14 protein-coding genes and 1 pseudogene are annotated in these 16,570 nt (G+C 56.8%); 2 read left to right on the top strand and 13 right to left on the bottom strand.

Translation table 11 applies throughout. The features are described 5' to 3' along the window. Nucleotides 1–22 precede the first annotated feature (22 nt). From lpxA to rpsB, 13 genes and pseudogenes are all read right to left on the bottom strand, one after another. Nucleotides 23–793, bottom strand: a complete 771-nt coding sequence (lpxA, locus tag ABY734_RS05425; RefSeq protein ID WP_372777985.1) for an acyl-ACP--UDP-N-acetylglucosamine O-acyltransferase — start codon at nucleotides 791–793, stop codon at nucleotides 23–25. Between the two features lies 1 nt (nucleotide 794). Next, a complete protein-coding gene (fabZ, locus tag ABY734_RS05420; protein ID WP_372778194.1) occupies nucleotides 795–1,232 on the bottom strand; it encodes a 3-hydroxyacyl-ACP dehydratase FabZ in 438 nt (145 codons plus the stop codon). A 9-nt stretch (nucleotides 1,233–1,241) separates the two neighbouring features. Continuing rightward, nucleotides 1,242–2,282 (bottom strand): UDP-3-O-(3-hydroxymyristoyl)glucosamine N-acyltransferase, encoded by a 1,041-nt coding sequence (gene lpxD, locus ABY734_RS05415; protein ID WP_372777984.1) that lies wholly within the window; start codon nucleotides 2,280–2,282, stop codon nucleotides 1,242–1,244. 3 nt (nucleotides 2,283–2,285) lie between these two features. Further along, on the bottom strand, nucleotides 2,286–2,798 hold the full coding sequence (locus tag ABY734_RS05410) for an OmpH family outer membrane protein (protein ID WP_372777983.1): 513 nt from the start codon (nucleotides 2,796–2,798) through the stop codon (nucleotides 2,286–2,288). A 36-nt stretch (nucleotides 2,799–2,834) separates the two neighbouring features. After that, entirely contained in the window at nucleotides 2,835–5,405 is a 2,571-nt protein-coding gene (gene bamA, locus ABY734_RS05405; protein WP_372777982.1) for an outer membrane protein assembly factor BamA, read from the bottom strand. An 80-nt stretch (nucleotides 5,406–5,485) separates the two neighbouring features. After that, nucleotides 5,486–6,844, bottom strand: a complete 1,359-nt coding sequence (gene rseP / locus ABY734_RS05400; RefSeq protein ID WP_372777981.1) for an RIP metalloprotease RseP — start codon at nucleotides 6,842–6,844, stop codon at nucleotides 5,486–5,488. Then, nucleotides 6,844–8,037 (bottom strand): 1-deoxy-D-xylulose-5-phosphate reductoisomerase, encoded by a 1,194-nt coding sequence (gene ispC, locus ABY734_RS05395; RefSeq protein WP_372777980.1) that lies wholly within the window; start codon nucleotides 8,035–8,037, stop codon nucleotides 6,844–6,846. The genes rseP and ispC overlap by 1 nt, the downstream gene beginning before the upstream one ends. 122 nt (nucleotides 8,038–8,159) lie before the next feature. After that, nucleotides 8,160–8,852: pseudogene (locus tag ABY734_RS05390) on the bottom strand (phosphatidate cytidylyltransferase); the annotation flags it as partial. A gap of 52 nt (nucleotides 8,853–8,904) precedes the next feature. Continuing rightward, on the bottom strand, nucleotides 8,905–9,687 hold the full coding sequence (uppS, locus tag ABY734_RS05385) for a polyprenyl diphosphate synthase (RefSeq protein WP_372777979.1): 783 nt from the start codon (nucleotides 9,685–9,687) through the stop codon (nucleotides 8,905–8,907). Nucleotides 9,688–9,695: 8 nt separating this feature from the next. Next, complete coding sequence (gene frr, locus ABY734_RS05380; RefSeq protein ID WP_372777978.1) at nucleotides 9,696–10,253, bottom strand: ribosome recycling factor; 558 nt, start codon at nucleotides 10,251–10,253, stop codon at nucleotides 9,696–9,698. After that, nucleotides 10,250–10,996 (bottom strand): UMP kinase, encoded by a 747-nt coding sequence (pyrH, locus tag ABY734_RS05375; protein WP_372777977.1) that lies wholly within the window; start codon nucleotides 10,994–10,996, stop codon nucleotides 10,250–10,252. The genes frr and pyrH overlap by 4 nt, the downstream gene beginning before the upstream one ends. Before the next feature lie 79 nt (nucleotides 10,997–11,075). Beyond that, on the bottom strand, nucleotides 11,076–11,939 hold the full coding sequence (gene tsf / locus ABY734_RS05370; protein WP_372777976.1) for a translation elongation factor Ts: 864 nt from the start codon (nucleotides 11,937–11,939) through the stop codon (nucleotides 11,076–11,078). Between the two features lie 112 nt (nucleotides 11,940–12,051). Then, nucleotides 12,052–12,798, bottom strand: coding sequence for a 30S ribosomal protein S2 (gene rpsB / locus ABY734_RS05365; protein ID WP_372777975.1), 747 nt, complete (start codon nucleotides 12,796–12,798; stop codon nucleotides 12,052–12,054). A 269-nt stretch (nucleotides 12,799–13,067) separates the two neighbouring features. Here rpsB and map point away from each other — a divergent pair, with 269 nt between their 5' ends. Continuing rightward, nucleotides 13,068–13,901, top strand: a complete 834-nt coding sequence (gene map, locus ABY734_RS05360; protein WP_372777974.1) for a type I methionyl aminopeptidase — start codon at nucleotides 13,068–13,070, stop codon at nucleotides 13,899–13,901. Beyond that, complete coding sequence (locus tag ABY734_RS05355) at nucleotides 13,898–16,561, top strand: [protein-PII] uridylyltransferase (RefSeq protein WP_372777973.1); 2,664 nt, start codon at nucleotides 13,898–13,900, stop codon at nucleotides 16,559–16,561. Before map ends, ABY734_RS05355 begins: the two co-directional genes overlap by 4 nt. Nucleotides 16,562–16,570 lie beyond the last annotated feature (9 nt).

Below are 16,570 nucleotides of genomic sequence, written 5' to 3'. Positions count from 1 at the left end.
CTGAGCGATGCGGATGGTGTCGCTAGCGGACAATACCCCGTGATGACTGGCGAATCGATTCCACCAGCAAATTAACTTCAGGGGTTTTCTCCGCCAGTTCTTCCAGTTTCAACAGGGCTTCGTCGGTGGTCAGCCCCTGCCGGTAAATCAACTTGTAAGCGCGGCGGATGTCACTGATCGCCTCGCTGCTGAAACCGCGGCGTTTGAGCCCTTCAACATTGATGCCCTTTGGCTCCCCCGGATTGCCGGTAACGGTCACGTAGGCGGGAACATCCTTGCCCACCGCAGCGCCCATGCCCAAAAAGCTGTGTGCGCCCAGTTTGCAGTATTGATGTACCAGCGCATAACCGCTGAGGATGGTCCAGTCACCGAGAATGACGTGTCCGGCCAGCGCCGAGTTGTTGACCATGATGCAGTGATCACCCAACACCGAGTCGTGCCCCACGTGGGAGTAGGCCATCAGTAGATTGTTATTGCCGATAACCGTTTCGCCGCGATCCTGTACGGTCCCGCGATGAATCGTCACGCCCTCACGGATGACATTGTTGTCGCCAATGATCAGGCGTGTGGGTTCACCGTTGTACTTGAGGTCAGGAGTATCTTCACCCACTGAAGAAAACTGATAGATATGATTGCCGCGCCCCATGACAGTGGGCCCCTTGAGCACCACGTGAGAGGCGATGGTGCAGTCGTCTCCGATCTCGACATCGGGCCCCACAATTGTCCAGGGGCCAATCTCGACGTTCTCGCCAATTTTGGCAGAGGGATCAATAATGGCGCGAGGATCAATCATTTCAGCGGGCCCGGTCTGCGCACAGGATGGTAGCGGAACAGGCCAGTTTGCCCTCAACGTAGGACTGGCACTCAAACTTCCAGATGCCGCGCTTGTCAGACACGTACTGCACTTTCATTTCCAGCTGATCGCCGGGCACTACCTGGCGTTTGAAACGCACATTGTCGACACCCGCAAACATATAGATGGAGCCATCGGAGGGCTTTTTATCCATGGTTTTGAAGCCGAGAATGCCGGCCGCTTGAGCCATGGCTTCAATGATTAATACGCCGGGGAAAATCGGAATCTCCGGAAAATGCCCGTTAAAAATGGGTTCGTTGATGGTGATGTTCTTGATCGCGGTAATACTCTTGCCCAGCTCGATCTCAACCACCCGATCCACCAACAGAAAGGGGTAGCGGTGCGGGAGGTACTCCCGAATTTCATTTACATCCATCAACATTGAGGTCTATTTCCCAGAGGTTTCTTTAAACAGTTTTTCTATTTCGCCAAGGCGTTTATTCAGCGTATCCAGCTGCGCAAAACGTACTGCGCTGCGACGCCAGTCACCGGTAGGCATCATCGGCGTTCCCGATGAATAGGACACACCCGGCTCAGTAATCGACTTGGTCACCAACGTACAGGCCGTCACATGAACTCTGTCCGCTACCGTCAGGTGACCGACGATTCCGGCGCCACCACCGACAGTGCAGTTGCGGCCAATCGTTGTACTGCCAGCTACCGCAGCACGCCCGGCAAAGGCACAGCCATCGCCAATCACCACGTTGTGCGCAATCAGCACCTGACTGTCGAAAATTACGTCGTTACCGATAACCGTGTCGTCCAGCGCCCCCCGATCAATGGTGGTACCGGCGCCGATTTCCACCCTGTCCCCGATACGCACACCGCCCAGCTGAAAAATCTTTGTCCAGGCCCCTTGATTGGGCGCAAAGCCAAAACCATCGGCCCCGATGACAGCGCCGGAATGTATACGCGCATCGCTGCCAATGATAACCCGATGGTAGATACTGACGTTGGGGAACACCACACAGCGCGGGCCGATTTCGACGTAATCCGATAACACCACACCCGGATGAAGGGTAGTGCCCTCGCCGATGACGCAATGTTCACCCACCACCGCGTTGGCACCGATACTGACGCCCTCCGCCAGTTTCGCAGAAGCCGCCACCACCGCACTGGGGTGCACACCCGCTAGGCGAGGCGTATCGTCAAACAGCGCGCTTGCGCGGGCAAAGGCGAGATAGGGGTTATCGGAAATCAATGCGGGCAAGGAAGTTTGCTCCGCCATATCGCGATGCAAAATCACCGCTGTAGCACGGGTATCGGACAACTGTTTGCGGTATTTTGGGTTGGCCAGAAAGCTGAGATCGCCCTCCCCGGCCGAGGCCAGCGTCGCCAGCCCTCGAATCTCGAGACTCGCGTCCCCGACACACTCCAGTTGCAGCTGTGCTGCCAGTTCACCCAGGGTAAAGGTCGAGGACGCGCTCATGAATTACTTGGCCTGGTTGATCTTGTCAGTAACCTTGGCAGTAATGTTGTAGGCGTTGGTCACGTGCAGGGTCGCCTTGGCGTCCAGGATCATGCCGATGTCGTCATCCTTGATCATCTTGTTGACCACTTCCTGCAGTTTCGGTCCCAGTTCCTGAACCACTTCCTGCACCAGCTTCTGCTCGGCCGCTTTCAGCTTGCGGTAAACGTGCTCGATATCAGAGCGCTTTTCGCTGATCTTCTGGGTCTGGGCCTGCAGCTGCTCCTGGTTCATTACCGCGCTGTCTTTCTTCAGCTTGGCAACCAGGTTGTTGTGCTCTTCCTGCAGTTTTTCCACTTCTTTCAGGTTGGCCTTGAATTCCTTTTCTTCACGCATGGCCTTCAGACGTTCCTGGGCCTTGTCGCTGTTCAGAATAGCGGCCTGAACGTCCAATACCACAATGCTCTCTGCGGCCAGTGAAGCGCTGGCAGCCATGGCCAGCAGCAGCGAAAAGGCGACAGTTTTCAATTTCAACACAATACTTCTCCCGATGTTATTTGGTTACAACTCTACTTAGAAGGTGCGTCCCAGCGAGAACTGGAACACTTCGGTCTCGTCGATGGCTTCGTCGTTAAGCGCTCGCGCCAGACTGAACGTCAGTGGGCCCATCCCGGTAATCCAGGTCAGGCCAAAGCCCGCAGAATAACGCAGTTTCGACAAATCCACACTCGAACAGTTGAGCTGGGTGGAACGACAGCTCGAACTGAATACATTGCCCGCATCAAAGAAAAAGCCGGAGCGGACGGAGCGCTGGTCTTTCACAAAGGGCAGCGGCACCAGCAACTCGATGCTGGCTTCAATCAACACGTTACCACCGAAGGGGTCGGTATCGCGTTCAAAGGGGGTGGTGATCAATTGGCCGGTTGCCGGGTCAAGCACATAACCCAGTTCATTGGACAGTGCGGTTGCGTTGCCGCTGCCGTCAACAGCTGTGGCCGCCTGAGATACACGGTAAATCTGTGCCGGCGTACTGTGTGGCCCAAGCGTGTTGCTCTTGTAGCCACGAATCGAGCCAAAACCGCCGGCGTAGAAGTTCTCGAAGAAAGGCAGCTCATCGAGATCACCATAGCCGTCGCCATAACCCAGCTCGGTTTTAAAGCGCATCACAAAATCACCGACCAGCGGCAGATAGGCCTGACCATTAAACATGACCTTGTAGTACTCGGTATCCGAACCCGGTAGAGCCACTTCCAGCGACAGGGTCTGCGAGGTGCCGCGGGTTGCCAGCAGGCCGCGGTTCAAGGTGGACCGGCGCCAATTGGTCGATACGGTGTAATTGTTGAACTCATCGCCGTACAAATCCAGAAAGCCGGGCTCACCCGCAGGCGCGGAACCGGCAGGCAAGGCGCTGAGCGGCTGCAAGGTTTCGGGGCCGGTGTAAGTACCCGTAGAACTGTCGAAATTTGACTGATAGAACTGATTCACCGTTTCGAAGAAACGAGGGCTGGATTTGATTTCCTGCACCGCGCCAATACCCGCTTCGATTTCGGTATTGGCAAAACCGAGGCTGAAGCCCAGACGCTGGATTTCAGACAGTGGGTAGCTGAAGTTCAATGCCGCACCCGCCGTATTGGTGGTATAGCTGGCAATGTTGACTTCATCCAGATCGGCTTTGCGGTAGTACACACTGAAACCACGACTCACGCCGTCCTCGGTGTAGTACGGCTCCATGTAGTTAAAGCTGACGTTGGTCAGGAAGTCAGAGCGCGACAGGCCAATGCCCACCTGCTTGCCGGTACCGAAGAAGTTGTTCTGCTGGATGTTGGCGCCCAGTATCAGACCGCTGTCCTGGGAGAAGCCGACACTGGCAGCCAGCGAGCCGGAGCTCTGTTCTTCGACCACGTATTCCAGATCGATCATGTCGTCGGTGCCCGGCACTTCGCGGGTTTCCACCTTGGCCTCTTTAAAGAAGCCCAGTCGTTCCAGGCGAACCCGCGACAGCTCGATATTGGACTGGGAAGCCGGTGCCGATTCCATCTGCCGCATTTCACGGCGCAGCACTTCGTCGGAGGTACGGTGATTGCCGGAGAAATCCACACGGCGCACGTAGGTGCGCTTGCCCGGATCGATAAAGAACTTCAGGTCGACAACCTTTTCTTCTTCATTGATTTCCGGAATACCGGATACCCGAGCGAAGTTATAGCCGTCGTTGCCCAGTCGCTTGGTAAGCAATTCTTCGGTCGCGGTTAGCTTGGCCTGGGAAAAGGTTTCTTCCGTTTTCGGCAACAGGAAGGGAGTCAACTGATCTTCCGGCAGCACCACATCACCGGACAATTCAACCTTGCCGACTTTATAGACCTCGCCCTCGGAAATATTGGCGGTGATATAAACCTCTGCCTTGTCCGGGCTGATCGCCACCTGGGTGGAGTCAATATTGAACTTGATATAGCCGCGATCCAGATACCAGGAGCTGAGCTTTTCCAGATCACCTTTCAGTTTTTCCCGGGCGTATTTGTCGCTGCTGGTAATCCAGCTGAACATGCCACTGGGTTTGAGTTCGAATTCGTCGAGCAGGGTGTCATCGGGATAGGCGCGGTTCCCCACAATATTGATGTGCTTGATGGCCGCCGTGCTGCCTTCATTGACGTGAATACTGACCGCGACCCGGTTGCGCGGCTGGGCGATAACATCGGTTTCAATAGAGGCGTCATAACGCCCCTGGGAAACGTACTGGCGGGTCAGCTCCATGCGCATGCCTTCCAGCGTGGAGCGCTTGAACACTTGCCCTTCTGCCAGCCCGGCATTTTTCAGGCCATCGAGCAAAGCTTCTGTTTTGATCGCCTTGTTGCCGTCGATATTGATTTCGCTGATGGAGGGCCGCTCAGCCACAATCACAACCAGTACATCGCCTTCGCGACCGATTTTGATATCGTCAAAGTTGCCGCTGCGAAACAGCGTGCGGGCAGCGTGTGCCAGACCCTCTTCACTGACCCGATCGCCAACGTTGAGAGGCAGTGCCGCGAACACCGTATCCGGCGAGATGCGCTGCAAGCCCTCTACGCGGATATCGCTCACCACAAAGCGTTCGACCGCCCACGCAGAAGTCGCTGCTGCCAGCAGCACACAGAATACAAAATGCTTCACAATCTTTGAGAACACCAATAGTCCTTGGCTACCGCAAATCCGCAGCAGCTACTTACTCATTATTCTGAAAGCCCCAGGGCTCACAGGCGCAATACATCGTTATACAGGGCAAACACCATCAGGCAGACCACCATTGCAAGGCCCACCTGATTGGCCACCATCTGTATTTTTTCGGTAACCGGGCGCCCGGATACGAGCTCAATCAGGCCGTAGACGATATGCCCGCCATCGAGGACAGGTACCGGCAACAGATTGAGAACAGCCAGGCTGATGCTGAGCAAAGCCAGCAGGTTGAGCCAGGCCGACAGGCCGTACTCGGCCGAGGCGCCGGCCACTTTAGCAATGGTTATGGGCCCACTCAAGTTTTTTGGTGAGAGCAGCCCTGTAATCATTTTATAGATCGACTCAACGGTAAAAACGCTCATATGTACGGTTTTGTGGCTGGCGGCAATAAAGGCTTCCACCGGACCGTAGTGATACTCGCGAAGCCACTTTTCCGGCAGCGGTGGCGGCGGCACCACTGCCATGCCGACAAAGCCCACCCGATCACCTTCCGTATTGCGACCTGCGGGAGTAATGGTTGTACGCTGCAGCTGACCATTGCGTTCAAATTCAAGCTCGATCGGGGTTTCTGCACGCACTTTCACGTACTCCACCCAGGCCATCCAATCGTCGATCGCCTCGCCGTCAGCCGACACCAGGCGGTCACCCGCCTGCATACCGGCGCGCTCGGCCGCACTGTCGGCAACCACTTCACTGATCACCGGCTCGACCCTGGGGCGATACAGCTCCAACCCTAAGCCGGCGATAGGATCGGGCTCGGCCACGCCTTTCATCCAGCCATCGAGAACAATGGTCGATTCGTAAATCAAGTCAGATTCAGGATATTTGGCGGCAATGGACAATTCGCCCGTCTCACCGACCCGCTCCAACAGGCGGATACTAAGCTGCTCCCAGGTCGGCGTTGCCTTGCCATCTACCGAGACAATTTCCTGCCCCGCAACCAGGCCGGCCTGCTGCGCCAGAGAGCCCTCTTCCACCTCACCGACCAGCGGCGCCACGCCCTGAGTGCCGCCCATAAACACAAGCCAGTAAACCAGTACCGCCAGCACAAAGTTGGCGACCGGTCCGGCGGCGGCAATGGCAATGCGTTTGCCGGGAGATTGACGATTGAAGGCCAGATGCGCCTCTTCGGGCGGCACGTCGCCTTCGCGCTCATCCAGCATTTTTACATAGCCACCCAGCGGGATGCCGGCCACAGCAAATTCGGTACCGTGCCGGTCGCGCCAGCTGATCAGGGGTTTTCCAAAACCAATGGAGAAGCGCAGCACCTTGACGCCGCAGCGGCGCGCCACCCAAAAATGGCCAAATTCATGCACTGCCACCAGAATGCTGAGGGTGACAACGAAAGCGAGCACTGTCTGTAGGGTATCCAGCATTACTTATTCTCTGCTTGTCTGCGCTTTACTTCGGCGACGGCCGCAGCGCGTGCTTCCCGATCGGCCAATTTGACCGCATCGAGGCTGTTCGGTTCAACGACGGCGACGGAATTCATCACCGATTCAATCACTTCCGCGATAGCCGGAAAGGCCAGCTCCCCTGCGAGAAACGCCGCCACGGCTACTTCGTTGGCCGCATTCAGCAGTATCGCCGAGGTGCCACCGCGCTCGACCGCCTCGCGGGCCAGGCGCAGGCAAGGGAAGCGAACCTCGTCCGGCGCCTCGAAGTCCAGCCGCCCCTGGGCAATGATATCCAGACTACCCACCCCGGAGGGCATTCGCTCCGGCCAGGCCAAGGCGTGGGCGATGGGTGTGCGCATGTCGGGATTCCCGAGCTGGGCCAGCACCGAGCCGTCGATATATTCCACCATGGAATGGATAATGCTCTGCGGATGCACAACCACATCAATGTTTTCGGCCGGGGTATCAAACAGCCAGCAGGCCTCAATCAACTCCAGACCTTTGTTCATCATCGTGGCGGAATCCACCGATATCTTGCGCCCCATCGACCAATTGGGGTGAGCACAGGCCTGATCTGGCGTCACATGAAGGAGCTTTTCGGCGGGAGTTTCCCGGAATGGGCCGCCCGATCCGGTCAGCAGAATGCGCTTAACCCCCTGCGAGGGCAAATCACGGCGACTGCCGTCATCCAGACACTGAAAAATCGCGTTGTGCTCACTGTCGATGGGCAGCAGAACCGCATTGGCCTCTTCCACCGCATCCATAAACAACTGCCCGGCCATCACCAGCGCTTCCTTATTCGCCAGCAGCACCTTTTTCCCGGCATTCACCGCCGCCAGCGTCGGTTCGAGCCCGGCGCCGCCGACAATCGCGGCCATAACCACGTCCACTTCGCGCGCTGCAGCCACCTCACACAGACTGCGCTCGCCGGCCAGCACTTCGGTCTCATCGACCTGCTTATCAGCAAGGGCCTGACGCAACTGCTCGGCAGACTGCTCGCAGCGCATCACCGCAAAGCGAGGTCTGACAGCCATCACCTGTTGCAGCATATCGGCCACACCGGTATTGGCGGTCAGCGCGAATACCCGAAAACGGTCGGGCTCGCGGGCCAACACATCCAGTGTGCTGACGCCGATCGAACCAGTCGACCCGAGTATGGTCACTAACTCCATATAAGCGCTCTACAATTCATTGCTCTGCAATACACGGGTTACCAGCCAACAACCAGCATCCCCAGCGTAAAGACGGGAATCGCCGCTGTCAGGCTGTCCAGGCGATCCATCAGGCCACCGTGGCCCGGCAACAGATTGCCACTATCTTTAATACCGCGATGACGTTTGACCATGCTTTCCAGCAAATCACCCAATACGGAAGCCAGCGAGGCTACACCCGACAGCACCATAAATACCGGAAGTTCCACCGGCAGGCCACCCGGCCAGAAAAGCCCCGCAACCAGCGCCAGCGCCTGGCTCGCCGCCAGACCACCCCAGAAGCCGGCCCAGGATTTGTTCGGGCTGACATTCACCGCCAGCTTGGCACGACCCCACGCACGCCCGGCAAAATAGGCGCCTACATCGGCGGCAACCACCACCACCAGCACATAGAGAATCAGCAGTGCACCCTGCCCCTGCACCCGCAGGTAGTAAAGCGCCAGCCAGGTGGGCAGCAAGACCACAAGGCCCATCAATGCGCGCACCACAGCACTGCCCCAAAGGCCTGCGCTGCCCGGATAGCCCATCACCCACAACAGGGCAATCGCCCAGAAAATCACAGCCACATGCATAGCGTCACGCACCAATTCGATATTGGGCACCGCATTGAACAGATTGGCCTGAAAAGCAAAACCGCTCATGCCGGCGGCAACGATCAGGCAATACAGGGCTCGCAGCCCAGGCGCGCGAATACCCGACATATCCGACCACTCCCAGGCCGCACCCACCACCACCAGTGCAAAAAGGGCCATCAAGGGCGCGGGCTCAAGCCACACCAGCGCTGCCAGCAGTGGCACCACGATGGCTACGGCGGTTATCACCCGTTGCTTAAGCACGATCCTGGTCCTTATCAGATTGATTATTATCCAGCCGGCCGCCGAATCGCCGCTCGCGATCGGCGTAACTGCGCAGCGCCAACTGCACCTGTTCGGCGTCAAAATCCGGCCAGAGCGCATCGCAGAAGTAATATTCAGCATAGGCAAGCTGCCACAACAGGAAGTTGCTGAGGCGGTGCTCGCCGGCCGTGCGAATGCAGAGGTCGGGATCCGGCAGATGCGCGGTACTCAGGCGCGCCGCCAGGGTTTCTTCGGTAACCGAGTCCGGCGTGCGCTCACCGCGCGCTACTTCTTCGGCAAGCTGACGGGCAGCCTGAGTAATATCCCACTGACCACCGTAATCCAGCGCGATATTCAAACTGGTGCGCTTGTTGGCTCGGGTCGCCTGCTCGGCGTAGTCCATCTTCTTCAGCAAGGTGTTCGACAGCCGGTCCCGGCGACCGATAAAGCGCAGGCGCACACCGTCCTGGTTGAGTTTGCGGATTTCACTGTCCAGGTAGTTGGAAAACAGCTTCATCAGCGCACTCACTTCCGATGAGGGCCGTTTCCAGTTTTCACTGCTGAAGGCAAACAGCGTAACAATCTCGACCCCGGCTTTCTGGAACTCGTCCAGCACACCGCGAATGGTCTCTACGCCAGCCCGGTGGCCGGCGTAGTCCTTCAGGTTGTGCAGTTTGGCCCAGCGATTGTTGCCATCCATTATGATGGCAACGTGGCGCGGTACTAGCTTGGAGACCTCAGGTTGAGAGGTATCAGGGCTGGCATCAAAACTCATGAGCCGGCTCAGATTTCCATCAGGTCTTTTTCTTTTTCAGCCAGCTCACGATCAATTTCAGCGATGTATTTGTCCGTCAGCTTCTGGATATCATCCGCTGCACGGCGCTCCTCGTCTTCGCTGATTTCTTTTTCTTTTAACAGGTCCTTGAAATCGCCCAGGGCGTCGCGGCGAATATTACGAACAGAAACGCGCGCGTTTTCCGCTTCATTGCGGGCCTGTTTGATATAGCCCTTGCGGGTTTCCTCGGTCAGCATCGGCATCGGAATGCGGATATTGGCACCGGCCGTGCTTGGGTTGAGGCCCAGATCCGACTTCATGATGGCCTTTTCAATGGCGGGCACCATGCTTTTTTCCCAGGGGATCACCGACAGAGTGCGGGCGTCTTCCACATTGATATTGGCTACCTGGCTCAGCGGCGTGTCCGAGCCGTAGTAATCCACTTTGATGGAATCCAGCAGGCTGGGGTGGGCCCGGCCGGTGCGAATCTTGTTGAAATTCTGCCCCAATACGTCGACAGACTTGCCCATGCGCTCAGCGGCGTCTTTTTTTATGTCTTCAATCACTCACTTGTCTCCTGTGATTCGCTTACCAGCGTACCTTCTTTGCCACCCACCACAATACTCAGCAGGGCACCTTTCTGCTCCATCGCGAACACCCGCAGCGGCATACTGTGGTCTCGGCACAGGCATATGGCGGTCAAATCCATTACTTCCAGTTTCTTGTCCAGCACCTCGTCGTAGGTGAGATGGTCATATCTCACTGCGCCGGGATCCTTCATCGGGTCAGCGCTGTACACGCCATCTACTTTCGTCGCCTTAAGGACAAGGTTAGCTTCCATCTCAATACCGCGCAGACAGGCTGCGGAGTCGGTCGTAAAGAAGGGATTGCCGGTGCCCGCCGAGAATATTACGACTTCACCACGCTCCAGGGAACGGATAGCCTTGCGGCGGTCGTAGTGATCCACCACGCCGCTCATGGGAATGGCCGACATCACTCGGGATTTGATATTGCTACGCTCCAGCGCGTCGCGAAGCGCCAGACCATTCATCACCGTGGCCAGCATACCCATATGGTCGCCTGTCACCCGGTCCAGCCCGGCGGCGTTGAGGGCCGCGCCGCGAAACAGATTGCCACCGCCAACGACCAGACCAACCTGAACACCGATACCCACCAGTTGACCGATTTCCAGCGCCATGCGATCCAGCACCTTCGGGTCTATCCCGTAGCCCAGCTCGCCCATCAGCGCTTCGCCGCTCAATTTCAACAATATGCGTTTGTATTTCTTGTCCCGGTTCTGACTGCCCATACTCAACTGGCCCTGTGAAATTTTGCGCGTATTGTAATACGAAAATGGGGCCCGAAGGCCCCATTTTTTAGAAGAGGAATCAGCCTTTTAGCTGAGCGGCCACTTCTGCCGCAAAATCCACTTCCTCTTTCTCGATACCCTCACCCACTTCCAGGCGAACAAAACCGAGAATGTCAGCGCCAGCGCCTTTCAGCAGCTTGCCAACGGTGGTGTCAGGGTCTTTAACAAATGCCTGCTCGGTGAGGCTGTTTTCGGCCAGGTACTTACGAATACGGCCGTCGATCATTTTCTCAATGATTTCCGGCGGCTTGCCGCTTTCCTGGGCCTGAGCTGTGTAGATCTCACGCTCTTTCTCAATCAGCTCTGCAGACATATCGTCGGGCTTGGCAACCAGCGGGTTAACCGCTGCCACATGCATTGCCACATCACGCGCCACTTCCACGTCGCCACCTTTCAGGGCAACCAGTACGCCGATACGGTTGTTGGAGTGCACATAGCTGCCTACCGCACCTTCCCCTTCAACCACAGAAATGCGACGCACAGAAATGTTCTCACCAATCTTCTGCACCAGCGCTTCACGGGCGCTTTCCAGATCACCAGACATCAGCGCAGCCACATCGCCCTGCTTGTCTTCAAAGGCCTTGTCGACAACTTTATTCACAAAGGCCAGGAAGTTGTCGTCGCGGGCAACAAAGTCGGTCTCGCTGTTAACTTCAACCAGCACACCGTAAGAGCCGTCTTCAGCAACTTTGGCAGCAACAATGCCGTCAGCCGCAGTACGGCCGGCTTTCTTGGCCGCCTTCATGCCGCTGGACTTGCGCAGATCTTCAATCGCTACTTCGATATCACCACCGGCTTCGACCAGTGCTTTCTTACATTCCATCATGCCGAGCCCGGTACGCTCGCGCAGTTCTTTCACCATGCTTGCAGATACTGCAGCCATTTGAGATTCCTCCGGAATTTGGCCCGGTTAAGCCGGGCCTGTTTAAATCAAATGCATTTCCCAATCAGGCCATGAAAAAAGGGGCCGCAGCCCCTTTGGCCTGCACGCTCGATCAGGCTTGATCGGCTGCGTCGTCGGCCGCGACTTCTACAAACTCGTCTTTGGCAGAGGCACCGCCATCGGCGCGAGTGGAAACAATCGCATCAGCAACCGCTGTGGTGTACAGCTTGATCGCGCGGATCGCGTCGTCATTGCCGGGGATAACGTAGTCAACGCCAGCGGGATCACTGTTGGTATCAACGATACCGATAACGGGGATACCCAGCTTGTTGGCTTCCTGGATGGCAATGCGCTCGTGATCAACGTCGATTACGAACAGTGCGTCGGGCAGGCCGCCCATATCCTTGATACCACCGATCGAGCGCTCGAGCTTCTCCATGTCGCGGTAGCGCATCAGGGCTTCTTTCTTGGTCAGCTTGTCAAAGGTGCCGTCGTTCTGCTGGGCTTCCAGGTCGCGAAGACGCTTGATGGACTGACGAATGGTCTTGTAGTTGGTCAACATGCCGCCGAGCCAGCGATGGCTGACGAAAGGCATACCGGCACGCTGGGCCTGCTCGGCAACGATTTTGCCGGCAGCGCGTTTGGTGCCAACAAACAAGATCTTGTTACGGTTACCCGCGAGCTCAACGATTTTGTCCAGTGCTTCATTAAAAGCAGGAACAGTGTGCTCGAGGTTGATGATATGGATTTTGTTGCGAGCGCCAAAGATATACGGCGCCATTTTGGGGTTCCAGAAGCGGGTTTGGTGACCAAAGTGGACACCAGCCTGCAGCATATCGCGCATGCTTACATGTGACATCAGATTTTCCTTTTACGGGTTCTTGCTTGCGCATCTCCCATGACCCAACCCGGCAGCCGTCAACATCAAAATGGCGTCTGGCGAGCACCCGGGATCATGTGTCGAGATACGGGCGGCGTTAGTGTTATCCCCCCTGGCAGGCACGGAGCCCCCGGAGAGGGCGCGTTTTATACCATAACTGCCACCCAATATAAAGCGCATTCTACTCTCTCAAGCGTCGCCTGCCAGACGCGCTTGGTTTACAATGCCGCCTTTGAAAGTCACCGGGAGTGTGCCCTCCCGCCAAGGACGAATGCCGTAGCCCTATGAATGTCACTATCAAAACCCCCGAAGAAATCCAACAGATGCGCATAGCAGGCCGATTGGCTGCCGATGTGCTGGAAATGATCGAGGAATACATCAAGCCCGGGGTCACCACCGACGAGCTGAATACCCTCTGCCACAACTATATTGTGGACGTTCAGGGCGCTATTCCCGCCCCGCTGAACTACAACGGCTTTCCCAAGTCCATCTGCACCTCTCCCAACGAGGTCATCTGCCACGGCATACCCAACAGCAAGCCATTGAAAAATGGGGATATTCTCAATATCGACGTAACCGTCATCAAGGACGGCTGGCACGGCGATACCAACCGCATGTACTACGTGGGAGAGGTTCCCGAGCACGCCCAGCGCCTGTGCCGTGTCACCCAGGAATGCCTGTACCAGGCGATCCGCTTGGTCAAACCCGGTGCCCGCCTCAGCGATATCGGCACCATCATCGCCAAGCACGCCCACGCCAACCACTATTCGGTGGTGGAGGAATACTGCGGCCACGGCATCGGCCGGGGTTTCCATGAAGACCCTCAGGTACTCCACTACGGCAAGGGCTACAACTCGCGCAACGATCTGGTTTTGAAAGAAGGCATGACCTTCACCATTGAGCCGATGATCAATGCGGGCAAGAAGCACACCAAGCTCAATATGAAGGACGGCTGGACGGTCACCACCAAAGACCGCCGACTGTCCGCCCAATGGGAACACACCATGGCGGTAACTGCTGACGGCGTTGAAGTCCTCACCGCCCGCAGCGACGAAACCGAATTCCGGAGAAACTGGCAGTGACCGCTTTAGCCGCTCAGGCACAAACTCTAACGCAAGCCAAAGACCGCATTAGCCTGTTTCGCGAACACCTTCAAAAAAAACGCGAAGAACTCGATGAGCGTTTCAAGGCCGATGACAGCATCAGTGACATCATTCACAGCCGGGCCAAAACGGTAGACGAAGTACTTCGCGCCGCCTGGGGTCTATACCCCTGGGGCGAGGATATCGCACTGGTCGCCGTTGGCGGTTACGGCCGTGGCGAGTTGCACCCCTATTCCGATATTGACCTGCTGATTTTGCTGGAAGACGGCAACAGCGAAGACTACCGCGATGCACTGGAGTCCTTTATTGCCCTGCTCTGGGATCTGAATCTGGACATTGGCCACAGCGTTCGCAGTATCAAGCAGTGCATCAAAACCGCCAGTGAAGACATCACCGTTGCGACCAATATCATGGAGTCGCGCACACTGGCCGGCAACGACCAACTGCTCGATACCCTATTGGAAGCCACTACACCAGAAAAAATCTGGCCGAGCCGGGAGTTCTTTCGCGCCAAATGGGACGAACAGATCGCTCGCCACCGCAAGTACGCCAACTCTGAATACAATCTGGAACCCAACGTCAAAAGCTGCCCCGGCGGCCTTCGCGACATCCAGATGATTGGCTGGATTGCCAAGCGCCACTACGGTGTCGAATCATTGAGTGACTTGCTGCCATTGGGCTTTCTGCGCGAAGAGGATCTGTCGATTCTGCGTCGCGGCCGCGATTACCTGTGGACGATCCGCTACGCACTCCACATGCTAAGCGGCCGTGAAGAAGATCGCCTGCTGTTTGACCACCAACGCGAGCTGGCCCGCAGGTTCGGCTATGAAGACGACGATGCGCGCCTCGCCGTAGAGCAGTTCATGCAGCGCTACTACCGCATGGCACTGGCACTGGGCGAACTCAACGATCTGATGATCCAGCACTTTGACGAAGCCATTCTCCGCGCCTGCGAAGCGGAAACCATACTCGAGCTGAACCCGCGTTTTCGGGTACGCAATGGCCACATTGAAGTCACCAACAAAAATGTCTTCAAGAAAACGCCAACCGCCCTGATGGAAATTTTCGTGCTGATGGCCCAGCACGACACCGTTGACGGCGTGCGCGCCTCTACCATCCGTCTGATACGTGATCACCGCGAACTAGTGGACGACAAATTTCGCGCTGATCCACGCAACCGCCGTTTTTTTATGGAGATCCTGCGGTCGCGTAACAAGGTGGCCCTCACCCTGCGCCGCATGATGCGCTTCGGCGTACTCGGCAAATATCTTCCCGAGTTTGGCCAGATTATTGGCCAGATGCAGCACGACCTGTTCCACATCTATTCGGTCGACGCCCATACCATGGAGCTGGTAAAAAACCTGCGTCGCTTTACCTACCCGGACCACGAAGAAAAATTCCCGGTGGCCTCACGAATCGTACGGCGTATGGACAAACCGGAACTGCTCTATCTGGCCGGGCTGTATCACGACGTTGCCAAAGGGCGCGGCGGCGATCATTCCACGCTGGGAGCAGTTGATGCCCGCGTATTCTGCGAGAATCACGGCCTGTCCAATCGCGACACCAACCTCGTGAGCTGGCTGGTGGAAAAACATCTGCTGATGTCCGCTACCGCGCAGCGCAAGGATATTTCCGATCCGGACGTAATCCGCGATTTTGCGTTGGAAATCGGCGACCAGGTGCGGCTCGACTATCTCTACGCGCTGACCGTGGCGGATATTAACGCCACCAACCCCACACTCTGGAATTCCTGGCGCGCCTCTTTGCTGCGTCAGCTCTATGCAGAAACCAAGCGTGCGTTGCGGCGCGGCCTGGAAAACGTTATCGACAAGCAGGACTGGATAGTCGACACCCAGCGCGACGCCATGCGCCGGCTCGAAGACCACGGATTCGAAGAAGAAGAAGTCCGCGCTATCTGGAACGATCGCGGCGAAGACTACTTCTTGCGCGAACGCGCAGACGACGTGGTGTGGCACACACGCGCCATTGCCCGCCACCACGACATGAGTAAACCACTGGTACTGGTCAAGAAGAGCAGCAATGTCGACCTGGAAGGGGCAACCCAGATCTTTGTTCACACGCTGGAACACGACAACCTGTTCGCCGTGGTTGCAGCCACCATGGAACAGCTCGACCTGAATATCGTCGACGCTCGAATTTACAGCTCCACCACCGGTTATTCCCTCGACACCTTCTATGTCCTCGACGCCGACGGTAAACCCATCGGCGACGATGAAGGCCGCTGTCAGACTATCGTCGATTTCCTACGCGAACAGATCGAACACCCGGACCGCTTCCCGGAAATGATCAGCAAGCGCACGCCACGCCAGATGCGCCTGTTTTCAACACCGACCCGCACCACCATGGCGACCGACATCAACAAGGCCTGCTCGGTACTGGAAGTCATCACCCCCGATCGGCCTGGTCTGCTGGCCCGGGTCGGGCGTATTTTCTACGAATACGAAATCAAACTGATGGCCGCCAAAATCACCACCCTGGGCGAACGGGTCGAAGACGTGTTTTTCATCACCAACAAAAAGAAACAGCCCATAAAGGACCTGAAACTCTGTGAGGACATTCAGCACGCCATCTGCAAGGAGCTGGATGAGCAGGCCGCCGCACAACCCAACTACACCTGATTGGAACAT

The organism is Litorivivens sp. (assembly GCF_041624475.1).
In the GTDB taxonomy this organism is placed as follows: domain Bacteria; phylum Pseudomonadota; class Gammaproteobacteria; order Pseudomonadales; family Spongiibacteraceae; genus Litorivivens.
Note: the sequence above shows the minus strand (reverse complement) of the source record. Positions and strands in the feature narration are given on the sequence as shown.